The sequence below is a fragment of the Paraburkholderia kirstenboschensis genome (assembly GCF_032806925.1).
GTDB classification, from domain to species: Bacteria; Pseudomonadota; Gammaproteobacteria; order Burkholderiales; family Burkholderiaceae; genus Paraburkholderia; species Paraburkholderia kirstenboschensis.
Genome location: NZ_CP136511.1, coordinates 876,589 through 900,776, shown reverse-complemented (window position 1 = coordinate 900,776; position 24,188 = coordinate 876,589). Strand labels below are relative to the sequence as shown.

14 protein-coding genes and 5 pseudogenes are annotated in these 24,188 nt (G+C 60.7%); 13 read left to right on the top strand and 6 right to left on the bottom strand.

Translation table 11 applies throughout. The features are described from left to right. Positions 1-72: 72 nt before the first annotated feature. Both RW095_RS04495 and RW095_RS04490 read left to right on the top strand, forming a co-directional pair. Positions 73-963 (top strand): MBL fold metallo-hydrolase, encoded by an 891-nt coding sequence (locus tag RW095_RS04495; protein ID WP_317014787.1) that lies wholly within the window; start codon positions 73-75, stop codon positions 961-963. A gap of 194 nt (positions 964-1,157) precedes the next feature. After that, positions 1,158-1,967: a sulfite exporter TauE/SafE family protein gene (locus tag RW095_RS04490; protein WP_317016634.1), complete on the top strand. Its 810-nt coding sequence runs from the start codon at positions 1,158-1,160 to the stop codon at positions 1,965-1,967. A gap of 123 nt (positions 1,968-2,090) precedes the next feature. Here the strand turns inward: RW095_RS04490 and RW095_RS04485 are convergent. Beyond that, positions 2,091-2,513, bottom strand: a pseudogene (locus RW095_RS04485) (transposase); the annotation flags it as partial. Positions 2,514-2,927: 414 nt separating this feature from the next. On the opposite strand from RW095_RS04485, the gene RW095_RS04480 reads away from it, so the two are divergent. From RW095_RS04480 to RW095_RS04450, 7 genes and pseudogenes are all read left to right on the top strand, one after another. After that, positions 2,928-3,245 (top strand): DUF4148 domain-containing protein, encoded by a 318-nt coding sequence (locus tag RW095_RS04480; protein ID WP_317016632.1) that lies wholly within the window; start codon positions 2,928-2,930, stop codon positions 3,243-3,245. Between the two features lie 669 nt (positions 3,246-3,914). Next, positions 3,915-4,049: pseudogene (locus tag RW095_RS04475) on the top strand (IS6 family transposase); the annotation flags it as partial. A 327-nt stretch (positions 4,050-4,376) separates the two neighbouring features. Then, positions 4,377-5,606, top strand: coding sequence for an efflux RND transporter periplasmic adaptor subunit (locus tag RW095_RS04470; RefSeq protein ID WP_317016631.1), 1,230 nt, complete (start codon positions 4,377-4,379; stop codon positions 5,604-5,606). 19 nt (positions 5,607-5,625) lie between these two features. Further along, positions 5,626-8,823 (top strand): efflux RND transporter permease subunit, encoded by a 3,198-nt coding sequence (locus RW095_RS04465; protein ID WP_317016629.1) that lies wholly within the window; start codon positions 5,626-5,628, stop codon positions 8,821-8,823. Then, positions 8,820-12,161, top strand: coding sequence for an efflux RND transporter permease subunit (locus tag RW095_RS04460; protein ID WP_317016628.1), 3,342 nt, complete (start codon positions 8,820-8,822; stop codon positions 12,159-12,161). Before RW095_RS04465 ends, RW095_RS04460 begins: the two co-directional genes overlap by 4 nt. Then, on the top strand, positions 12,158-13,702 hold the full coding sequence (locus RW095_RS04455) for an efflux transporter outer membrane subunit (protein ID WP_317016626.1): 1,545 nt from the start codon (positions 12,158-12,160) through the stop codon (positions 13,700-13,702). Before RW095_RS04460 ends, RW095_RS04455 begins: the two co-directional genes overlap by 4 nt. 251 nt (positions 13,703-13,953) lie before the next feature. Continuing rightward, on the top strand, positions 13,954-14,424 hold the full coding sequence (locus tag RW095_RS04450) for a hypothetical protein (protein WP_317016625.1): 471 nt from the start codon (positions 13,954-13,956) through the stop codon (positions 14,422-14,424). A 956-nt stretch (positions 14,425-15,380) separates the two neighbouring features. Here the strand turns inward: RW095_RS04450 and RW095_RS41250 are convergent. Continuing rightward, positions 15,381-15,542, bottom strand: a pseudogene (locus RW095_RS41250) (cupin); the annotation flags it as partial. A 307-nt stretch (positions 15,543-15,849) separates the two neighbouring features. Here RW095_RS41250 and RW095_RS04445 point away from each other — a divergent pair. Continuing rightward, a pseudogene (locus RW095_RS04445) lies at positions 15,850-16,523 on the top strand (porin). A 71-nt stretch (positions 16,524-16,594) separates the two neighbouring features. Here RW095_RS04445 and RW095_RS04435 read toward each other — a convergent pair. Beyond that, positions 16,595-17,902: an Nramp family divalent metal transporter gene (locus tag RW095_RS04435; RefSeq protein WP_317016620.1), complete on the bottom strand. Its 1,308-nt coding sequence runs from the start codon at positions 17,900-17,902 to the stop codon at positions 16,595-16,597. Between the two features lie 71 nt (positions 17,903-17,973). Beyond that, positions 17,974-19,230 (bottom strand): oxalate decarboxylase family bicupin, encoded by a 1,257-nt coding sequence (locus RW095_RS04430; protein ID WP_317016619.1) that lies wholly within the window; start codon positions 19,228-19,230, stop codon positions 17,974-17,976. Between the two features lie 851 nt (positions 19,231-20,081). On the opposite strand from RW095_RS04430, the gene RW095_RS04425 reads away from it, so the two are divergent. Further along, entirely contained in the window at positions 20,082-20,858 is a 777-nt protein-coding gene (locus tag RW095_RS04425; protein WP_317016617.1) for a sulfite exporter TauE/SafE family protein, read from the top strand. 71 nt (positions 20,859-20,929) lie between these two features. Next, positions 20,930-21,258 (top strand): annotated as a pseudogene (locus RW095_RS04420) (transposase); the annotation flags it as partial. Here RW095_RS04420 and RW095_RS04415 read toward each other — a convergent pair. Continuing rightward, entirely contained in the window at positions 21,154-21,666 is a 513-nt protein-coding gene (locus RW095_RS04415) for a type 2 periplasmic-binding domain-containing protein (protein WP_317016790.1), read from the bottom strand. The pseudogene RW095_RS04420 and the gene RW095_RS04415 sit on opposite strands and share 105 nt — an antisense overlap. 26 nt (positions 21,667-21,692) lie before the next feature. Then, complete coding sequence (locus tag RW095_RS04410) at positions 21,693-22,766, bottom strand: DUF3300 domain-containing protein (RefSeq protein ID WP_317016616.1); 1,074 nt, start codon at positions 22,764-22,766, stop codon at positions 21,693-21,695. 745 nt (positions 22,767-23,511) lie between these two features. On the opposite strand from RW095_RS04410, the gene RW095_RS04405 reads away from it, so the two are divergent. Further along, a complete protein-coding gene (locus tag RW095_RS04405; RefSeq protein ID WP_317016614.1) occupies positions 23,512-24,180 on the top strand; it encodes a (2Fe-2S)-binding protein in 669 nt (222 codons plus the stop codon). The last annotated feature ends 8 nt before the right edge of the window (positions 24,181-24,188 follow it).

The window sequence follows — 24,188 nt, the reverse complement described above, 5'->3', positions numbered from 1 at the left end:
CGTGGCTTCATCGGGACAAGATAGCAGCGCGGCGTTGCTTTGAGAAATCGATCGCCCGGAGTGTTTGAGGAGATGACGTTGACTACCGCGAGCCCCATGCAGGTCGAAGGCTTCTTCGACCCCGGTACCTGGACGGTCAGTTACCTTTTGCTGGATGTCCACACGGGCGACTGTGCACTGATCGACAGTGTTCTCGACTATGACCCCAAGTCAGGCCGCACCTCCACGACGACCGCCGACAAGCTCGTGTCTCGCGTCCGCGAGCTTGGCGTGAAGGTCCAGTGGCTTCTCGAAACCCACGTGCACGCCGACCATCTGTCCGCCGCGCCCTACCTCAAGGAAAGACTCGGCGGAAAGATTGCGATCGGCGCGCAGGTGACGCGCGTGCAAGACGAGTTCGGCAAGCTGTTCAACGCCGGTTCGAGATTCGCGCACGATGGTAGCCAGTTCGATCACCTGCTCTCCGACGGCGAAACATTCGTGGTCGGAGCGTTGCAGGCGCGCGCGATCCATACCCCGGGCCATACGCCGGCCTGCATGACCTACGTGGTCAGCGACGGCGGGCAGACCGCAGCCTTTGTCGGCGACACCCTGTTCATGCCCGACTATGGCACCGCGCGCTGCGACTTTCCCGGCGGCGACGCCCGTACGCTGTACCGGTCAATCAACAAGGTGTTGAGCCTGCCGGCGGAGACGAAGCTATACATGTGCCACGACTACCAGCCGGGCGGGCGGCCTTTGCAGTTTGTCAGCACGGTAGCCGAGGAACGCGAACACAACGTCCATGTACGCAACGGTATCGGCGAGGACGCCTTCGTTGCGATGCGTACCGCGCGCGACGCGACACTCAACATGCCGGTGCTGATGTTGCCGTCAGTGCAGGTCAACATGCGCGCGGGACATCTGCCCGATCCGGAAGATAACGGAGTGCCGTATCTCAAGATTCCCCTCAACGCAATCTGAGCGGGCGGCCGTAGTTAATAGAAGCAGCAGGAGCAGCCGCTGGACATCACGAGACTGATGCCCGGGCTGGCGGTATCGCAACAGGTTGCAGCATCCGACCTGCAAACAATCAAGGCCGCTGGCTTTCGCGCCATCGTCTGAAATCAGGCCGGCTGGGCTAACTCGGCGGTGGCTAACAAACTGTCCGATTTCTCATGCTAACTTCACTTATCCTTGGCGCCATCGTTGGCGCGGTGCTCGGCCTGACCGGCGCGGGCGGCGGCATACTGGCCGTTCCGGCGCTGGTGGCCGGCATGGGCTGGCCGATGCAGCAGGCGACGCCGGTCGCGCTGGTCGCCGTGGCCGGCAGCGCTGCTATCGGTGCGCTTGAAGCATTCCGGCAGCGGCTCGTCCGTTACCGCGCCGCGCTATTCATGGCCGCAGCCGGTGTGCCACTGACCTTGCTCGGTGTGCGCCTCGCGCATGCGTTACCACAACGCGTGCTATTGGCGCTGTTTGCCACCGTCATGCTGGTGGTGGCCGGACGGCTGTTATCACAGGCTTTGCGGCGGGGGCGACCGGACCGCGTGGACTCACGGTTTTGCGTCGCCCGCATCAATCCCGACACCGGGCGGCTGATCTGGTCATGGACCACGGGCGCCGCACTTGCGGCAACCGGCGCGTTGACCGGGCTGATGACGGGGCTGCTCGGGGTGGGTGGCGGCTTCATCATCGTGCCGATGCTGCGCAAGCTGACCAACGTGTCGATGCACGGCATCGTCGCTACGTCGCTGATGGTGATAGCGCTGGTCGGCAGCGGCGGTGTCGTCGCGACGGTCCTGCACGGCGCGCCGCTGCCGCTCGACCCGACCCTATGGTTCAGCCTGGCGACGGGCGCCGGCATGGTGACCGGGCGGCTGGCCTCGCACCGTCTCTCCGCGCGGCATGTGCAGGTGGGTTTCGCGGGAGTGTTGATCTGCGTGGCGCTTGGGATGATGGCGAAGGCTGCGCTAGGGAAACGCTGAACAAAGCAGCATCGTGCAACGCTGTGCGCACGATGCGGATTCTTTCGTGAGGCGGCAGCGGATTTGCCCGTTAGCCACTGAGAATTTTCACTTCTGCGGGACTTTCGCCCCCGTTTTTGCGCTCTATGGCGCCTCGCAGACGGAGTTCTCCATTGATTGCAACAACGCTTTCTTTGCAATCACCAAATTGCCCAGCGCAAACAAGGTATCGTACTGCGCACCGTTTTTAGCCAGGCCCCGGTAGCGAGCCTTCTTGTGGTTGAACAAGTTCTTCACCACATGAAACGGATGTTCAACCCGCACCCGGATTTGCGCTTTGACCTTTTCCAGGGCCTGCGTCAACTGCTTCAGCGGCCCTTCGGCCATGCCCTTGAGCTTGGCTCGCTTCATCGCCACCGACCACCGCACCTCTGTCTTGATGGCACCGTTGGCTTGCGCCTTCACTATCTCTTCGCGCTTGTGCACCCCCGTGTAACCCGCATCGAGAAACACGTGATCCTCTTGACCGTGCAGCACCTCATGGGTGTGCGCCACATCAGACTCGGAGGTCAGGGGAAATTCGCGACCGGCGCGGATCAGGAACTGGGCAACCGTTTTCTGCGGCCCCCAGCGTACGCGCCAGGGCACCACAAACGCGATAGGCGCCCGGGGGCCAGTCAAGTTCCGGTTTTTCTGTCAAGCGAATGTGAGAAGGGACGCGTATTTGCCGGACGATTGGGTCGGCTTCGTGAAAATAGTGGGGCCGGTTTGTCCGGATCGAACGTCAATCACGTCGATATCGAACCGACCCCAGTCAAGAATCCGAACATGACAGCAATGTAATGTTAGCGTCAGCGTGCATCAACCCTTCGCTGTACAGAATAAGGTCTGCTCACTCTCGTTATGACGACGTGGTGAGATCGGAGGCTTCAGGCATCGCGTGCGAAGCCGACCATAACTAAATTCAGGAGGTAATCCAATATGAAGGCTCTTGTCTTTGCGGCACTGGTTGCCGGCGTACTCGCCGCCCCTGCCATCTCGTTTGCACAGGATGCTACTGCGCCGTTGACGCGTGCCGAAGTGCGCGCGGACCTGGTTCGACTCGAACAGGCCGGGTACCGGCCGAGCGCCAATGATCTGCACTATCCGGAGGATATCCAGGCGGCGGAGGCGCGTCTTCATGCGCCGGATGCCTCGGCGCCGAGCGACACGGGCGTAGGGGGAGTGTCGGATGGTTCCTCGCAGGCGGGTGCACCGACGACAACCGCAGGTACTCACTCGATCTACTTCGGTCACTGATGCTCAAGTGCCTCACAAGTCACGGTCGGCTACTTTCTTTCGCCATATTCACGGGAGACTGCGATCGACACGGGTCGTTCGTGCCTGACGCGTCGCGTCGGCCCGCGTTTGAGCAGTTCCGTTTCTAAACGGTAGAAGATCATTCGCGATGGGCAACAACGGTGGTCTACCGCAGGGCTGGGCAAGGAAGGGAACTGTTAATGTTTCGTGCACAGGTAACCGCGAGCAGCCCAATAATTGCGAGGCCTGAGGAGCGAGGTTTGGCGGATGCCACGCGGGCCCGTTGGCGTCAGACGAGCCGGGCGGCAGTCAGCTCTGACGTTCGGTAGTGGGGGCCGAAGCTTAAACGCACTTAGATTTTCGTGAGCATTTTCTCGGGAGAACGACGCAATGTACCAACGTGTACGAAACGGCGCGAAGGCGGAAAATGCCAACGCTGACGAACTCCGACCGCCTACCGGCGCCGAACTGGCACAAGGCGAGCGCGGCCACAAGGCGCTCGCGTCGCCGATGCCGCGTCCAAATTGGGCGTGGAGCCAGAGTCGTGGTCACTATGACTGGATGGATTGGCATAGCGCCTTTTGACGGCTATGGTGCAAATCTGAAGGCCGATGGGTTGAACTCAGGATTTTGACGCGCGCAGGACAACAGATCAGTAAGCTGAGGAACATAGACAAGCTGTTCGAAGGCCGCCATTTCCACCGCGAAGTCATCGTCTTATGCGTTCGTTGGTACCTGCGTTACAAACTGAGCCTGCGGAATCTGGTCGAGATGATGTCCGAGCGTGGCCTTTCGCTGGCGCACGCCCCGAAGGAAGTCCCTGTGGGACACGACGATCATGCGCTTGGTCAAGCGCTTCACACTCGAGTTCGTCAAGCCGAACAGGATCATCGCAACCTTAAAGCGCGGGCGAACGCACCGCAACCGGTTAGTGGATGAAGGCCTATTTAGTAACCCGATTTTGCGCTGGGCGCGCTCGTAATCATTTTGAACCGTTCGCCCGTTAGTCGAAAGGTATTTCACGGGGGTAGGTCGGTAGACCGCATCCGGCCTATTGACCACGCAGCGACTACGCCCAAAGAATCCGCATGTAGCAATCAATCGTACCCATCTCCGGACCTGGAGCTTCGCATGAGTGAACCCGTCGCTACGTCGGGAATACGGCGATCGCTGCGCTGGCGCATCGTAATGATCCTGCTTGCCGCGCTGCTACTGATACTGATCGCGTTCCATCTGCTGCATCGGAGGCCGGCAAATCGCCGACCGGCTGCGCAAGTAGTGACGGTGACCGCTGCAAGCCAAGGTGACATGCCGGAGGTCATGGCGGCACTGGGCACGGTCACGCCGGTCGCCACAGTCACCGTCCTGCCGCAGTTAAGCGGCTACCTCACCGAGGTCGGTTACCAGGAGGGCCAGGAGGTCGTGAAGGGCCAGTTCCTCGCGCAGATCGATCCGCGTCAGTACGAGATCGACAAGCAACAGGCAGAAGCGCAACTGGCAAAAGACCGGGCGAGCCTCGCCCAGGCCCAGGCCGATCTTGCGCGGTACGCCGAGCTCGCCGAGCGTCAGTCGATTGCAGGCCAGACGTACGAAGACGAGAAATTCACGGTGCAGCAGAATCAGGCGATGGTCAAGGCCGACCTCGCCAGCATCGCGCAGTACGAACTCGACCTGACTTACTGTCGGATTACCGCGCCGGTGTCGGGTCGGGTGGGCTTGCGGCTAGTCGACCCGGGCAACTACGTCACCGCATCGAGCACAACGGGTATTGTCGTGCTCACGCAGATGAAGCCGACGACAGTGCAGTTCACGGTGCCGCAGGACGCGCTGTCGAACGTGCTGCAGCGTTTCGGCGCCGGCACAAAGCTACCGGTGACGGTCTATTCGAGCGACAACACGAAGCAGCTCGCGACCGGCACCCTGTACGCGATCAGCAACCAGATGGCGACCGCGACTGGCACCGTCACGTTGCGCGCGACCTTCCCGAACGATGATGAAGCACTGTTCCCGAACGAGTTCGTCAACGTGAAGCTGCTGGTGGATACGCTGCATGACGCCGTGCTCGTGCCGACGCCTGCGGTGCAAAGCGGCGCGCCGGGCGACTACGTCTATCTCGTCAACCCCGACGATACGGTGTCCGTGCACAAGGTTACGCTTGGGCCGAGCGATGGCAAAAACACCGTGATCATGTCCGGGCTCTCACCAAGGCAGAACGTCGTAACCGACGGCATGGACCGGTTGAGCGATGGCGCGCGGGTCCGTGTGGCCGCTGCCGGCGAACCGGGGCATCGCACACCGGCGGCCGCCCCGCAGCACGCACATCAGTACAGGCATGCGGCAAGCGCCGCGGCGGCGTCGTGAGCAGCCGGCACGCGAGTTGATGAATATTTCCCGTCTATTCATTCTGCGGCCGGTCGCCACCCTGCTGGTGGTGATCGCGCTCGTGCTGGTGGGCATCGTCGCGATGCGCTTTCTGCCCGTGTCGTCGTTGCCCGATGTCGACTATCCGACCATCCAGGTACAAACGTTCTATCCGGGTGCGAGCCCGGACGTGATGGCCACCACCGTGACCGCGCCGCTCGAGGTCCAACTGGGAGAAATCCCCGGTTTGCAGCAGATGGTCTCGTACAGCTCGGAAGGCGCGTCGGTCATTACGTTGCAGTTCGACCTTTCGCTAAGCCTCGACGTTGCCGAGCAGGACGTGCAACAGGCGATCAACGCGGCCAACAGTTTTCTGCCGAGCGGATTGCCCGCACCGCCCACATACGCTAAGGTTAACCCCGCTGACCAGCCGATTCTCACGCTTGCCGTGACGTCGAAGTCGATGCCGCTTACCCAGTTGCAGGACGTCGCGAACAATCGGCTCGGTTCGAAGATTTCGGAGGTGCCAGGCGTCGGTCTTGTCACGACGGCGGGCGGCAACGTGCCGGCGGTTCGAGTGGAGGCGGACCCGCACAAGCTTGCCGGGTACGGTCTGAATATCGACGACCTGCGTACGCTGCTCGCCAACGTGAATATCAGCCAGCCGAAAGGCAATTTCGACGGGCCGGAGCTGGATTACACGATCAATGGCAACGACCAGATCAGCGACCCGAAAGACTATCTCGACACTGTCATTGCGTATCAGAATGGTGCACCGGTCTTCCTGCGCGATGTCGCGCATGTGTCGACTGCTCCGCAGGACGTCGAGCGCGGTGCATGGATCAACCACACGCCGGCGATCCTGCTGAACGTGCAGCGCCAGCCCGGCGCAAACGTGATCGCCACGGTCAACCAGATCAAGAAGCAGTTGCCCGCGCTTGAATCGACGCTGCCGGCCGGTATGCAGGTCAGCGTGGTGTCGGACAGCACTGGGGTGATCCGTTCGTCGGTATCCGATGCGGCAGTCGAGCTGATACTCGCCATCGCGCTGGTGGTGATGGTGATCTTCGTGTTCTTGCGCAACCTCCCCTCGACGATCATCCCCAGCATCTCGGTGCCCGTCTCGCTGATCGGCACGCTTGCGGTGATGTACGAACTGCATTACTCGATCGACAACTTGTCGCTGATGGCGCTGATCATCGCAACGGGTTTCGTCGTCGACGATTCGATCGTGATGATCGAGAACATCGTTCGCTACCTCGAAGAGGGGATGAACCCGCTGGAAGCGGCATTGGCGGGAGCCGGCGAAATCGGCTTTACGATCCTGTCGCTGACCGTATCGCTTATCGCGGTGCTGATTCCGCTGCTGTTCATGGGTGGCGTGATTGGCCGGCTGTTCAGTGAGTTCGCGGCCACGCTGGCTGTCACCATCGTCATTTCCGGGGTGGTGTCGCTGACGCTGGTGCCGATGCTGTGTGCCCGAATCCTTCGCGCGAAGGTGCAACGCCATCCGAGTGCTTTCGAGCGGATCAGCGAGGGCATCTTCAACCGCACGCTGAATGTCTATGAGCGCGGATTGCGCTGGGTGCTCCGCCATCAGACGCTCACGCTGGTCATCGCGCTAGCGGCGATGGCGCTCACGGTCATGCTGTATATCGCCATTCCGAAGGGTCTCTTTCCAGTGCAGGACGTGGGTGTCATCCAGGGCATCAGCGTGGCGGACAACTCGGTGTCGTATGACGCGATGGTGAACCGCCAGGCGAAGCTGGCTGACGCGATCCTGAAGGATCCCGACGTCACATCGATTACGTCGTATGTCGGCATCGACGGGATCAACACGACGCTGAACAACGGCCGCTTCCTGATCAACCTGCGCCCGCACGACCAGCGCTCGCTGAGCGCATTGCAGATTGCACGCCGGCTGCAGGACGAAGGGGCGCAAGTGCCCGGCATCCGGCTCTATCTGCGGCCGGAGCAAGACCTCACGCTCGATACGACGGTATCGCCGAACCGGTACAGCTTGGCGTTGCGCGGGCCGAGCCAGCAGGCGTTCAGCCAGGTTGTGCCAGAGCTGATGGCGAAGATGAAGCAGATTTCATCGATCACGGACGTACAGAGCGATGAGGACAGCAAGGGTCTGAGCGTTGACGTCGAGGTGAATCGGCAGTTGGCGGCGCGCTACGGCATCACGCCTGCAACGATCGACAATGTGTTGTACGACTCGCTCGGGCAGCGCATTGTGTCGACCATCTTCGAGCAGTCGGACCAGTACCGCGTGATCCTCGTGGCCAAGCCCCAGTCGATGCCGAATGTCGAGTCCCTCGGCGACCTGTACCTGCCGAGCCAGACCAGCAGCGCGGGCCAAGTCCCGCTACGCGAGATCGCGAAAATCCGCCTGACGAAATCGCCACTGTCGATTAACCATCTCGCGCAGTTCCCGGTCGTGACAATCTCGTTCAATCTGGCGAGCGGCGCGTCGCTCAGCACCGCAGTGGCCGAGATCCGCAAGGCAGAGCAGGAGATCGCTTTGCCGCCGTCGATCACGCCGTCGTTCCAAGGCGCGGCGGCAGCCTTCGAGGACTCGCTGTCGAGCGAGGTCTATCTGCTGATTGCCGCATTGGTTGCCGTGTACATTGTGCTTGGCGTGCTTTACGAGAGCTTCGTCCATCCGGTCACGATCCTTTCGACGCTCCCGTCAGCCGGCATTGGTGCGCTGCTTGCGCTGATGATTGCGGGCAGCGATCTGGATGTGATCGGGATTATCGGCATTGTGCTGCTGATCGGGATCGTGAAAAAGAATGCGATCATGATCGTCGACTTCGCACTGGCGGCCGAGCGGCAGCAGGGCAAGTCGCCGGCTGACGCGGTCTTCGAGGCGTCGTTGCTCAGGTTCCGTCCAATCCTGATGACGACGCTCGCTGCGATGCTGGGCGCATTGCCGATGCTCGTGGGCACCGGCACGGGCTCGGAGCTGCGCCGGCCGCTGGGTCTTGCAATCATCGGCGGCCTTACGTTCAGCCAGATCCTGACGCTGTTCACCACGCCGGTGATCTATCTGTTCTTCGACCGGATGGCTGGGCGCCTGCGCCGACGCCGTGGTCGTGATCATGTTCGCGACGATGGGCAAAACGGTGAGGCAGGAAACAGCACGAACGGCGGCCGCGAGCGAGGCCCTGACGACGGCCCGGGCGGGGCCGCCACGGAGCCCACGTCGTGAACCCCAGCGCGCTGTTCATCCGGCGGCCGGTAGGAACCACGCTGCTGGCGATCGCGATCCTGTTGTCCGGGCTGCTGGCGTATTTCCGCTTGCCGGTTGCGCCGCTGCCGAACGTCGCATTTCCGGTGATCGTCGTGCAGGCGATGATGGCCGGTGCGAGCCCTGAGATCATGGCATCCACCGTGGCCGAACCGCTCGAACGGCGTCTCGGTGTTATCGCCGATGTCAACGAGCTGACGTCGACCAACTACGTCGGCATGTCGATGATCGTCATCCAGTTTGGGCTTGACCGCGACCTCAACGGCGCGGCGCGGGATGTGCAGGCGGCGATCCAGGCGGCGCGCGCGGACTTGCCGACGACGCTGCGCGCGAACCCGACATACCGGCAGTACAACCCGGCCGATGCGCCGGTGATGGTGCTCGCGCTGACCTCGGACACACTGACCAAGGCGCAGCTCTACGACTCCGCGGACTCGGTGCTCCAGCAGCAACTCTCGCAGATCAAAGGGGTTGGACAGATCACGCTGGGCGGCGGCGCGTTGCCGTCGGTGCGCGTCGAGCTGCAGCCCGGCAAGCTGAACAGCTACGGTATCGGCCTCGAGGACGTGCGCGCCTCGCTCGGCGCGGCGAACGCGGACAGCCCAAAAGGTCACATCGAACAGAACGGCCAGCGTTATGAGATCCTGTCGAACGACCAGATCAGCCACGCCGCGCCGTATCGAGATCTCGTGATTGCGTACCGCAATGGTGCGCCGGTGATGCTGCGCGATGTCGCGGACGTACGCGATTCGAATGAGAACATCCGCAACGCCGGTCTCTACAATGGCAAGGAGGCAGTGCTTGTCATCGTCTACCCGGAGCCGGGCAGCAATGTTGTGAATACAGTCCAGCAGATCCGGGCGCGGCTACCCGCCATTGAAGCCACGCTGCCCAGTTCCATTCACGTCGGTGTCGCGATCGACCATTCGCAGTCGGTCAAGGCGTCGGTCAGCGATACCGAGCGCACGCTGTTAATCGCCGTGCTGCTGGTGGTTGTTGTCGTGTTCATTTTCCTGCTGTCCCCGCGGTTGACGCTGATCCCGGCCATCGCGCTGCCGCTGTCGATCATCGGCACATTCGGGCCGATGTACCTGCTCGGCTACAGCATCGACAACCTGTCACTGATGGCGCTGACCATCGGCACCGGCTTTGTTGTCGACGACGCGGTTGTCGTGACGGAAAACATCGCGCGACATCTGGAAGCAGGCGCGTCACCGCGGGAAGCGGCGTTGCGCGGTAGTGCGGAAGTGGGCTTCACGGTGTTCTCGATGAGCCTGTCGCTCATTGCTGTTTTTTTGCCGATCCTGCTGATGCCAGGCGTCGTGGGGCTGCTGTTTCACGAGTTCGCGGTCACCCTGTCGATTGCAATCCTGTTTTCGCTGCTCATTTCGCTGACGATTACGCCCACGATGTGCGCGTATGTACTCTCGCGCGAGCGCGCCGGCCACGCCAAAGCGCATTGGGCTGTGTGGATGGACGGGCAGTTCGAACGCTTCAACCAGGCTTATGCGCGCTCGCTCGATGCGGTGCTCGACCGCTCGATGCTGATCGGCCTTTTGCTGATCGCGTTGCTGGTTGGTAATGTATTTCTGTTCAAACTGCTGCCCGCGACGTTCTTTCCCGAGCAGGACAACGGCATCCTGATCGGCCAGATCATCGCGGACCAGAACGTGTCGTTCCCGGCTATGGAAAAGAAGCTCGCCCAGTTGCAATCAATCGTCGGTAAGGACCCCGCCGTCGCCTCGGTGGCGGGCTTTACCGGCGGGCGGGCGTTGAATACCGCCAATGCGTTCGTGGAACTGAAACCGCTGTCCCAGCGTCACGTTAGCGCCGCCGAGGTGGTGAACCGGCTGCGGCCAAAGCTCAGCCAGGTATCTGGCGCGCGGCTGTTTATGCAGGCGCAGCAGGACCTGCGCATCGGCGGCCGTCAGTCTGCCGCCGAATATCAGTACACGCTCACGAGCGACGATCCCGAGGCAGTGTACAAATGGGTGCCTCGCCTCGTCGCCGAGCTGAACAAACATCGGGGCGAACTCCTGGACGTGAACTCGGACCTTCAGCAGAACGGTCTGCAGACTTACGTGACCATGAGCCGCAGCACGGCGAAGCGCTACGGCTTCGATCCAAACCAGGTGGATAACTTGCTGTATGACGCGTTTGGTCAGCGCACCGTCTCAACAATTTACAACCCGCTAAACCAGTACTTCGTCGTGATGGAAGTCGCGCCGCAATACTGGCAGCACCCCCAGTCGCTCAATCAGATCTTCGCGAGCACCGCGGCCGGAAACGCGAGCGGGACAGCGCAGACGCAATATTCGCCAAGCACAGTCCCGCAGTCGACACAGACACTGGCCACCGGCGCGACCGTCGGGGTAGGCAGCGACGCCGTCAATAGCACGGGCAGCACCGCGAATACCAGTTCACTGAACTCGGATGCAGAAGCGAACGAGGCGACCAACAGCATCGCTAACAGCAAGGGCGGCAGTTCTAGCGGTAGCGCGGACAGCACAGCCGCCGAAACGATGATGCCGCTGCCGGCATTCGCGACGTTCAGCAACAGCCGCACGGCGACCCAGGTGAATCACCAGAGCGGGCTCGTGGCCGCGACCATCTCGTTCAACCTGCCTCCGAACGGGTCGCTCAGCGAGGCGAGCCGCGCGATCGCCCAGGCCAGCCAGGACATCCGCATGCCCGCTTCGATTCATGGTGCGTTTGCGGGCGCCGCGCAGGCGTTCGCGCAGTCGATGAGCACGGTGCCGTTGCTGATTCTCGCCGCGTTGGGCGTGGTCTACATCGTGCTCGGCGTGCTGTATGAAAACACGATTCACCCGATTACCATTCTGTCGACATTGCCCTCGGCAGGTATCGGCGCCACGCTGGCGCTGCTGATCTTCGGCACGCCGCTTTCCGTGATTTCCATCATCGGGATGATCCTGCTGATCGGTATCGTGAAGAAGAATGGCATCATGATGGTGGATGTCGCCATCCAGTTGCAGCGCGACCAGAAACTCGACGCGCGTAGCGCGATTCACCAGGCAGCCGTAGTACGGCTGCGGCCAATCATGATGACCACGGCTGCCGCCGTGCTGGGTGCAGTGCCACTTGCGATCGGCATCGGGCAGGGCGCCTCGCTGCGTCAGCCGCTCGGCGTGACGGTGGTGGGCGGCCTGCTGCTCAGCCAGGTATTCACGCTTTACACAACCCCGGTGATTTACCTGTATCTCGACCGCCTGCGGGCGCGCCTCGCGCTGTGGTCGGCGAAGCTGCCATGGAACCGGCTGCCGGATACGAGGACATGAAGATGAAGCCGTTGCCCTTGTTAAAGGGGCGGCTGCGCTGCGCCGCCCGTACCGGCTTGGCCGGGACCGCCGCCGCGCTCCTGCTCGCAGGCTGCATGGTCGGCCCGGACTATCACCGGCCACAGGTCGCCACGCCCGTGGCCTATCGCGAGCTGCCCGGCTGGACCCAGGCCGCGCCGAGCGAGGCCGCTCCACGAAGCGACTGGTGGACCGGTTTTCACGATCCGATGCTCGACCAGCTGGAGCCGCTTGTGTCGGTGTCGAACCAGACGGTTCGACTGGATTACTACAACTATCAGGAGGCGCTCGCGGAGGTACGCGAGGCGCGCTCCGGCCTGTTCCCGACCATCGGCGTCACCAGTTCGGCCACGCGTTCGGGTAACTCAGCAACGATCGCCAACGCAGGTGCGCTGGAAGGCGACGTCAGCTGGGCGCCCGATCTCTGGGGGCAGGTGCGGCGCACGATCGAAGAGCGTGCAGCCAACGCGCAGGCGACCGAGGCGATGCTCGCTTACGCGACGTTGTCCGAGCAAGTCACGCTGGCCATAGCGGTGATCAATCTGCGTACAAGCGACGCGAACATCGATCTGCTGGAAAAGACGGTGAAGGCGTACGAGGGTTATCTGCGCGTTATCGGCGACCAGGACGAGGCCGGCACGATTCCGCCGTCCGATCTTATTCTCGCGCGCACGCAACTGGAGAGCGCGCGCTCGAGTCTGATCGCGCTGCAGGTTTCGCGCGCCAGGTATGCACACGCGATCGCGGTGCTGGTGGGGCGCAATCCCGAGGATCTCGACGTCGGGCGCATCAGCGCGCTGCCGGTCCTCCCGGACGTACCCGTCAGTGTGCCTTCGACGCTTCTGCAGCGGCGCCCCGATATAGCGACTGCCGAGCGGCAGATGGCTGAAGCGAATGCTGCGATCGGCGTCGCGGTGTCCGCGTATTACCCGACCATTACCCTGTCGGGCATGGAGGGCTTGGCTGAATCGCCGCTTTCAGGTCTGCTGCACGCGGCGAACTACGTGTGGTCGCTAGGCGCTGCTGCATCGCAATCGATTTTCGACGGCGGCTTGCGCAGCGCCGACGTAGACGCCACGAAAGCCGCTTACAACGGGGCGGTCGCGAATTATCGCAACACTGTGCTCACCGCCTTTCAGAATGTCGAAGACGATTTCGCAAGCCTGCGGATTCTCGCGCAACAATCGCAGGTGCTGGACGGCGCGGTGCGCGACGCGGCGCGCGGGGCCGAAATCGCGTTGAACGAATACCAGGCCGGGACCGTCGACTATACGACGGTCGCTACCGCGCAGACCGCCCAATTGAGCCTGCAGCAAACGGCGTTGAGCGTGGAGCAGGAGCGTCTCGTTGCGTCGGCCACGCTGCTCGGCGATCTGGGCGGGGGTTGGTCCGCGGATCAATTGCACGACCCTCGGGGCGCGCACGCGGCGAATCGGATGCAGGTGTCGCAAGTTGAGCCGTCGCTGGCGGCGCGAAAGCAATCCGAGCCGGTTGTCACGGCGGGCGCTACGTCAGGCCAATGACCTCGTGCAAGCATTCCAAATGCGGACATCACGCGCTCGCCCCGTGCCTCACCCAGTACCTGTGCAATTCGGTCGCAGCAGTCCATCAGCGCGCCGCGCGAGGGATGCGCCTTTAGCATGAAGCGGGCGCGGGGCTTACACGGTTGGCGTGCGGCATCGCTCAAAAGTGCACGCGTTCATGGGAAGCAAGACCATCACGGTTAATCCGATGTCGGGGGGACTAACGGCGAAGCGCGGGTGCCGGCCACAAATTGGCGGAGTTGTTTTTCGGCTTCGACCACCCGGTGCATCGGAGCCTCGCTCAATTGCCGGTCGTGCAGCGCAAGCAAGCGTTCGATTGCGGGGGCGTCCTGCTCCCTGATCATCCACCTGGCGCGTTTCGCGGCCAGTACGACGGCGTTTCGGAACGCCGCTTGAGCGTGTTCGTAACATGCAAACGGCAACTGCCCAAAGCCCATGCGCTGAAGGTAGTAAGCCCTATACACCGAACGCAGCAACGTGTTGATCTGATGCCGGTTGCCGCTGTCGCGTCGGCAAGCAGCCAGCGCAAGATGATGCGCGAGCGAGATGTCGCGCGCGGATTGCGCCGCCATTTAATCATGGCGACAGTTTGCGACCATACGTCCGCACTAGTCTCAAATATCCAACGCTTCTTTGCGACAGTTTCACAACATTGGCGGGTTCTCGATCAAGCGAGGCTGATTTTCGGCTTCGGCACGTAGCGTGCGGTGCAAAGGGCATCGCCGCTGCGGCAAGTACACCGGCAACGCGTGCTCCAAAGACAAAAGCCTTCATAGTGAATGACCTCCCGAATTCAGGTATGGTGCGGCTTCGCACACGGTCATTGAAGCCTTGATCTCACCACCTCGTCGTAACGAGAGTGACTAGCCCACATTCTGTACAGTCGAAGGTAAATGCACGCTGACGCACAGATTAAATTGATGTTATGTTGGGATTCCCGGCACGGGCTCCTTCGAACGATGGCCGAGCGCGGCCAGGTCTGCCTACCTGGCAAAGCCGACGCTCGCGCCAACCAGGCAGACCAGTAATTCGGACAGGGCGTGTAGATTACCGGTGCCGGTGGGACATACCGGTTGCGGCGCGTAGACCGGCACCTGCGGCTGCGAAATCGTGTTGCCTTATGAGGCCATGCACTGCGCGCATGCGGCTTAAGCTGCAACGTACGAAGCGCCTCGCGTCCTCACTGCGGGCCAGTTAGTGACCTTTGAGCGGAACACTGTACACGCGATAACTGAAATACTGGAGTCGCCAGCAATCTTCTTCACAGTTGACGCTCCTCGTCGTGTGCCCACTGATGTCGTGTATGTGAATCCGGACGACCAAGAAATCCGGCCTTTCGTGACCCACCTGGAAGCGACAAAAGGCCAGCGTGCAGCTGCAGGGAATCAGCCTGACAAGCTGCCGTTTCCTGCTAGTGAACGACCAGTATAGAAAAACGCGAAAGGGTGCTTCAGATCGTCTCTGCCTTTGACTCTTCACCTTGGCTGCGCCATGCCAGTACACTACCCATCTAAGGAAAAGCAGGATTACGCGGTCGGCGCGCATGCGCCCAGGGCTCGCACCAGAGGGTTGCGCGGATCCGGTCCTCTCCTCGCAAAGTTCCTTGCATAACGTGTGATTCGAGTCAGAAATGCCGTGGATTATTTTGCCGCAGTACGACGCGTGTTGGATGCGGGATATCGTCGTTCTCGTCCAGTTCCGTACCGACCAGCGTATAGACTCCTAGATTGCCCCCCGCGATGAAGTCGAGTGCAATGGGCTGGTCTCGGTGCGGCTTCTGCATTGAGTTGGGGGGCACAGTCCCGAACGTGGCCCACAAGAACATGACTGGCTTACGGTAACGGATGCGGCCACGTCGCCGTCAACACTCGAACGCGAGCTTCCGGGATGCCTCGATGTATCCACGTAAGGTGTTCAGGCGAAACGGATTTCAAATTCTGAGCCATAGCCGGCAAGCAGCTTCGCGATCTCAGCATCGATGGTTTCCTTCGTCCATGTGACTGAAACGGTGTCTTTCACTCTTTCGAGTCGCGGCGCACCGACGAAAACTTATACTCCGCACGCTGTTGCATTGGCGATCACCAATCGCCTGTTCGGGAACGACTTACGTTATCGGGGAATTTGAAATGAAGTTGAAGAATCTGGCGATTGGATCAGCCATGCTTCTCACAGGGGTAGCACATGCGCAAAGCAGCGTGACGCTTTACGGCACCATCGACACGAGCATGGTCTATGCGAACAACGCGAGAACTGGCACCGGCCAAGGGGCCAGCCAATTCATGCTGGCATCTGGAAGCCTGAGTACCTCGCGCTGGGGCTTGCGCGGCAATGAGGATCTCGGCGGCGGCCTGCACGCCATGTTCGACCTGGAGAACGGCTTCACGGTGAACAATGGTGCGCTCAAGAATTCAACAGCCGCGCAAACGGACCTGTTTGGCCGCCAGGCGTGGGTTGGTCTCAGTTCCAGCCAGTACGGGACGCTTACGCTAGGCCGTCAATACGATTTCATCGTTGACTATGTCGCACCGAATAGCGGGACGGGATCGGGTTCGGCGGCAATGTTGCCGCACACCCGTACGACAATGACAACTTGGACAACGACTTGCGTCTGAACAATTCGGTCAAGTTCAGCAGCATCTCGTACGGCGGCTTCAAGGCCGGCGCGATGTATGCATTCTCCAACATGGCGGGCGCAGGCGGGGACAACAACGCATACAGTTTGGGCGCCAGCTATTCCAACGGTCCCATCAATATTGGGGAGTTGGTCAGCAGCCATTGCAGGGCTTTCGCCCGGTTATAGCGGCCGGCGTGTACCCGTGTCAGCCCGGCAGGGCGCGTCGACGCCATCGTTTAGCGCCCCGAAAATCCGCCTTAAGACACCATCTGCCAGATCAGCACAACATTGAGCAGGACGATCGAGACCGTCGCGACGTGTGCGGCCAATACGGTCTTCCTGCTGGCGACAAAATCGCCCATCACACTACGGCGCGACGACACCACGACGAGTGCAACTAGCGGCAGTGGCAAGATGAGGCTCAACACCACCTGACTGCCGATCATCGCGTCCATCACATTGCCGTTCAGACCGACGACGAAGGCCGGCACTGCAGTAATCAGGCGCCGTACCCAGATCGGAATTCTGAAGCCGACGAAGCCCTGCATGATCACCTGACCGGCCATCGTCCCCACCGCTGAACTCGAAATGCCGGACGCGAGCAACGAGACCAGAAACACGGTCGCGGCGCCAACACCCAGCAGGGGAATCAGCGTGTGATAGGCGACGCTGACGTCGGCCACACCCGAGCCTGATTTGCCGAACACGGACGCCGACATCATCACCATCGCAAGATTCACGAAAGTGGCGAAGCCAAGCGCGATGACGACTTCCTTGTTTGAGAAGCGCAGTAGCCGTCGACGTTCGCCGTCGTTACGCGCAAGCGTGCGAGTCTGCGTTAGTCGGGAGTGCAGATAAAGGGTGTGTGGCATGATCGTCGCACCGACGATCCCGACCGCGAGCGTCACGGCCGACGCACCATGCAGATGCGGGACAAGGGTACCCAGGAGCGCCGCATGCCAGTCCGGCGGCGCGATCACGAGTTCGTACAGATAGCTAAGACCGATCACTGCGACGAGCCCGGCAATCACCAGTTCAAGCGGACGAAAGCCGCGTTTGTCGAGCGACAGGATGGCGAACGTGACAACGCCAGTCGCACCCATCCCGACCACGAGCGAGACGTGAAACAGCAAGGAGATGCCTAATGCCCCGCCGAGGAATTCGGCGATATCCGTGGCAATGGCAGCCAGTTCCGAGGCGATCCACATGGCGATTACAACGGACGGCGAAAACTGCTCACGGCACAGCTCCGCAAGATTACGGCCTGTCACGATGCCGAGTTTCGCGGACATCGACTGGAACAGCATTGCCACGAGGTTTGAGATCAACACCACCCAAAGCAACTGATAGCCGTACGTCGAGCCGGCTTGCAGGTTCGTGGCAAAGTTGCCCGGGTCCATATAGCCGACCGACGCGATCACCGCCGGCCCGACGAACGGTAGCAAGGCCCGCAGGCCTTTGCGGCGTCCGTCGAGTGACGCGCGCACCGCACGCTCGGTCTGCTGCGTCACGCTGCCAGTCGGCCCGACGCCGGGTTGGATCAACTTGACAAATGGTGACGTCATGTTTATCGGAGAAATGAGGCGGGGCGGTTGGCGAGCACAGCGCGCATGCGCCGCGCCCGCGACCGTGCGGATCAGACCGGCAGGATGTCCGGACGATTGTTCGGGAAGCGCGCGAGGTCTTCACGACTGATCTTCAGCGTGTCCATGATCATCTGCGGCGGCGTGTGCGTCATCCAGTCGGACAGCGAAACTTCCGCGAAGTGGTCACTCTTGAAGACTTCAACCATGATCAGGTCGGTGTCGCCGGTATTCTCCACGTAATGTCCGAGGCTCTTCTTCACGTAGCCGATGTCGCCTGCACGGAAGTCGGCGGTCGCCGCCTTCGGGCCCGTGTCGAATACCGTCATCCGGCCTTGACCCTTGATGTAGTACTGCCACTCGTCCGCGTTCGGATGCCAGTGCAACTCGCGGATACCGCCCGGCTTGACCGTGACCAGCGCAGCGGCGATGTTTACCGATGCCTTGAAGTTACGGCTGTCGGCAATCTGCACCGTCCCGCCTTTGGTTTGTTTGAGCGGCGGCAAATCGCCGAGCGAGAAGATGAACGGATGCATCGGCGCGCCCAGAGGACTCGCCACTGCGCGTTGCGCGGCCTGCAGCGAGCCGGGGTCGTTGCCCTGGAAGATCCACAGATTGTCGAGAGGGATATTCTTGAATACGTCGGCCGGCACGTTGAAGTTACGGGCGAGCACCTCGGGCGGCGTATGCGCAACCCAGTCCGTTACCAGGAGCGTGTTGAATTCGGATGCGCGGCCGTTGTCGAACGCGAGGACGAATTCAGCGCCACTCGGGCCAAGGCCTTGCAACGAGTGCGGCAGGCCCGGGGGAAAATACCAGAGATCGCCGGTCTTGACGTCGGCCACCTGTGGACGGCCTTGTTCGTCCAGGATCGTGATCCGGCATTTTCCGTCCACCATGATGGCCCACTCAGCCTGCTGGTGCCAGTGCATCTCACGGATGCCGTTGGCCGAGAGACGCATGTTCACGCCCGAAATGTCCTCCGAAATCGCGAAGTCATCCTGCGTCACTTCACGCGCCCAGCCGCCGTTCTGATAACGCTTGTGCGCATTGTTGAACGAGGCCCAGAAGAGCGGCATGCCGTTGATGTCGGTTGCTGGCGGATTCTGGAATGACGGGAACTGGTTCGCGATCGCCGGATTCTGCGGGCCCGGATCGCTCAGACTGGTCGGGCTCTTCGCATTGATCATGCCTTCGGGCGGCCGGTCCGGGTTGCCGAACGAGGCGGCTTTGGCCGTGGCCGCCACGCCAAGGGCCGCAGCGGAAGCAGCAGCGCCGACCAGAACTTTGCGTCTAGACAGATCAGTCATGGTAATTGCCTTATGTGATTAAAACGGGTTAATGCACGTTGATTTGAGTTGCTTCATGTGGTGTGTCGGATGTGTTATCAGATTGAGTTGAGTGAGGTGGTCAATCGAAATGCCAGCTCGGAAATAATCTGGTGCCTCGTTGGTTTCCTGCCGTCTCACACGTCTGGCGGGCGTATCCTCCATGGAAACGGATCGTAGGGTCCAGGCCGAGCTCAAACAGTTTTTTCTGGTCAAACAACAGCGGGTTGCTTATTCTGAACTATGCGGCAGATGTTTTGAAATGTGAGTGAACTTTCTGAATCTGGATAATGAATAAATTGTAATGAGGTTAATCTGATTCGGTCATTATCTGGAACGTCATTTATTGGATTTAATCAACGGTCGGATCGGCGCATGCGTGGCGGCATCGACAATGACGTGCTGCCCGCGGCGGGTTAGGTCGATCAGCGACCAATCAGGTCGGGCACACCTAAGCTCAAGATTGGAAGAAGCGACTGAGTGGCGCTGCATCGTCACTACGGGCTACCGTAGCATTCAACGCGCAACAATCCGGTCAACAGCTGGATGAAATAGACATAATAATCGTTTCAATTGCGTGCGAGATCTAGTAGCTGTAGCATGCCAACTTTCGCGCTTCTGCGGCTTTACGGCTGGCCGCGCCATCCGAAAGTACCGCATTGCGTTTTGTCATTCGCATGGGTTAGTCACTGCTACTAACGCGCCCTCGAATGTGGGTTGCACCGTATGCGACTCGCTCGATCAGTTGTGCCGGAGTTGTCGACTGCCCCGGACCAGCCATGGTTGAATAGTCGCCTCAAGCTTTGTAATGCGTCGGCACCGGAATTCACTAGATGTTTGGTACTTCCTTAATCAGCGATCCCTGGTTCTATGTTGCGAGCATACCGGCACTCCTCCTGACCAGCATCTCAAAGGGTAGTCTCGGGCTTGGCCTCGGCGTCGTGGCAGTGCCACTTATGGCACTGCACTTGCCAGTGCCCGTTGTCGTGACACTTCTTTTGCCCATCCTTTGCCTGACTGATCTGGTCACGCTCTGGCAATATCGCGGCGAATGGAATTGGCCGTTGCTGCGTATTGCGATCCCCGCCGCACTCTTTGGCATTGGGCTAGGTGCAGTGGCGATACACCATCTTTCGGAAGCGTGGCTAAGACTCGGCGTCGGTGTGATCTCAATCGACTTTGCCCGGCGTCGCTGGTCCGAGTCTCGTCCCCCTGCACGCGAAGATCAGCATCGGTTGCACCCGGCCTTAAGCATCTTCTGGGGAGCCACCTCTGGCTTCACAAGTTTCATGGCGAACGCAGGCGAACCGGCGCTGGCCATCTATCTGTTGCCGTATAAGCTAACCAAGCGCTGCTTTGCCGGCACCACGGCTGCGTTTTTTGCCGTCGTCAACTTAGCGAAACTAGTCAGCTTTTCGATGCTTGGGCTGTTCGCCCGCACGACTTTACTCGCCAGCCTCGCTCTTGCGCCTTTTGCGGTGTTGGGCATCTGTGCAGGTGTTTGGCTGAACCGCCGGCTAGACGTCACGCATTTGTATAAGTTCGCGTACATCATCCTGTTGGTAATCGGTGTGCGACTCGTCTACACCGGCCTCAAGGTCATTCTCTAGCAGGTTGTTGAAATAACGGGATGGGGGTAACCGTTGAACGCGACGTCATTAACGGGGGCGAGGTGGAACCGATGCGCGGCACCGACAGTTTTAGCGAGTCGATGCTCATAAGTTGAAGCGGGATGATTTCGTGCCGATGGACCATCCGTTTGGTCCGATTCGTACGTGGCTCAATGGTGCGCTCGAGCGCATGGATCACGTGCTCGCGTGGATGTACGAGGCTGACGCGAAAGCAGGTCGGCCAAGCATCACGCCGGAGAAGCTGGTGCGAGCTCTTTAGCTGCCGGTGCTGTACTCAATTCGTAGCGAGCGCATGCTGATGGAGCAGATTTCCAACAACATGTTGCTCCGCTTGTTCGTCCGCCTGCCGATGGACGGGACAGTGTGGAACCACTTGACGCGCACACTTGCTGATCGAGGGGCAACAAGCAATGGATAACACCGATATGGTGAACCCGCGACCAACGTCGGATGCCCGGAGAGTTCTGCTGCGTTTCAAAAATTCGAACTCAGCATCCGTCGCAATGCACCTGAGCACCTCAATGACGAATATTTGAACAGCCTGCCAGGGCCCGTACTCCGGCAACAGCGCTGTGAGTGCCGACACACGCTCCTTCAGCACTTCATGCAGCTGCCGGATCGCGGGACAGAACTGTTTGCGATGCGTGCAGATCAGGGCCAGCGGTGCCGCCTCGCCGGGTTGCTCGCGCATCACTGCTTCGAGTCGGCCCATCTGCACGTCGGCACACACGTCGAGCCACGATTCATACGCAATACCTTGGTCCTCGATCGCCCAGCGCCGTGCCACGTCTGGTGCGCGGCGCCGCACTGCTCCTAACCGCGTCCGCTTCCGCCATGGGCGCCTGCGCTCACGTGTCCTATCCCCGCGTGTCCCGGCGCGCCAAAGCCCGAACGCCCGCTACCGAACTCCGCGCGACCGAAGCCTCCGGGGCTGACTCCGCCGAACCGGGCGAATCCGACGCCCGGGACCGTATGCGATCCGACGAAGTCTCGCGACGACATGACAGGCAGATGCGTGTGCGCCCCGCCATACATGCCGCGCATGCCGTAAGCGCCATGGGCAGGATCGAAACCTTCGTTGCTGTGAGCGAAGTGATTGGCGTCGATGATACTGCGGTTGTGCCACGCATACTGGCCGCCATGGAACCGTACCGCCTGATGATGCCAGTCGGGCCTCCAGTGTCGCCAGCCCCATCCGTAACCGCCGAAGTATCCCAAATCGAATCCAACGCCGAACACGATCCCCGGCCCATCAAGGTAGAGGTCCGGGTCGGGATACCAGCCAGGCCAGAGCGCCACCGGCGCGCCATACACGAGCGACGGATCGTATTCGGGCACGTACACAACAGTGGGATCGGCTGGCACGATGCTGATTAATCCACCATCGTTCGCTACCGTTTCCTGCTGGTTGATTTCCAGGTTACCCGCGGTGCTGGCCCGCTGTCGCATCTTCTGGATGGCCGCCATCAATTGCTGCGATTGGCTGAGGTACGCGTCGCCAAGCGATGATGTCCAGACGACATTCTGGTCCATGTCTGCGAGCACGGCGGGAAATTCTGTAAGCGCCTTGACGCTGGGATCCCAGAACTGCTGATCGACTTGAGCGGCCAGTGCCTCTCCCGTCAACTGGGAATTCAATTGCACCCAGCGGTCCGCTTCGACGACTTCCGCCGTATGCGTGGCTGCCGCGAGAATTTGTGCGACCAGCGGATCCGGATACAGCGCGATCGGAGCAACAAGCTGCTGCAGCTCTTCAGGCGTGCGCTGAATCGCCGCGGACGGGGGGACCTTTGCCTGATTGTCCTGATCGGCGAGCGCATGGCCCGCCATACCGAACGCGATGCATGACGGCACAACGATTGAGAAGACCCGTTTCATGAACTTCATGGAATCTGTTCCGGTTTTGCAATCCGAGACTCCTACTGTAGACAAATGAAGTGTCTTGGAACTGACCCGTTGGTGAAGTTTTCGTTATCTTGTGCACGACACGGAAGGATCTTTGGCAAGGAACTCGGGAGTCCCATGTGGGCCGCCAGGCAGATCGACCTGGACGAACTCGACGCGGTTGGTGAGACCTTCCTCGGCAATCAGGATACGAACGCAGGCGGGATTAGGGAAACCCTTGAAATCCTAAGCCTTCACTGCTAATGCTCCGAAGATGAAATTGGCAGGCACGGGGCGATGCAGGGATGGGCAGCATCTAGCGCCCGGCTCGAGTCTATCTGCTTCTTGTCATGGAGCCCTGCTGCAGAAGTCGGCATCTGAGCAGCCGGGGAATGGAACGCTTGCTCACGGCTTGACATGCGGCGATCGAAGACGGCGCTTCGATCAGGCAACTGCTGGTTGTGACAGATCTTCGAGGGTTTGCTGCGGGACCTAATTGGAAAATCCGTTTCATCGCCGCTCGCCGGCAACTGTCGAATACCATTTCACCATTCATGCCAGTGCGACGAAACGCCGCCCGGCCTGGTCCCGCCACGGCCCCACTCAAACTTCAAAGATGACGGGAGTTTCATCTTGCCGTCCGTCCAGTTTTATATCGCCGGTGTTAGAAAGAAAAGCTCGGTCGAACAGGCGCCGACGCATTGCGTCGTCGTCCGCCGATCCATAAATTCAGTGGAGAACTCGATTCATGGACGAAAAGTCGCAGAAACGAAGCACGAGCCAAATTGATGCCGGGACGGTGTTCCAACGCGTGTCACGTCGGTCTTTCCTGGGCCGCATGGGTGCCGCCGGCATCACGATTGGCGCCGGACAACTTTCCTCTGTCGCGCATGCAGCTTCCGGCGGTGCTGACCAGGGTGAAACACGAGGCAACGACCTCAGTGTAGATAGTACGAACGTACATGTCCGATTGAACGTCAACGGCACCAATCACGAACTGGATATCGATCCCCGCACGACATTGCTCGATTGCGTGCGCGAGCATCTGAGGCTGACCGGCACAAAGAAGGGTTGCGACCACGGTCAGTGCGGCGCCTGCACGGTCCATGTCGACGGCAAGCGCCTGAATTCCTGCCTAAGCCTTGCCGCCACCCATGAGGGTGAGGCGATAACGACCATCGAAGGCCTCGGACGGCCGGGCAATCTGCATCCGATGCAGGCCGCCTTCGTAGAACACGATGGCTTTCAGTGCGGGTACTGCACCTCCGGCCAGATCATGTCGGCTGTCGCGCTGCTCAGCGAGCCTTATGGTCACAGCGACGAGGACATCAAGGAAGCGATGAGCGGAAATATCTGCAGGTGCGGCGCCTATTCGAACATCGTCTCGGCGATCCAGCAAGTTCGCCGGAAGGCTTGAGCGGAGCG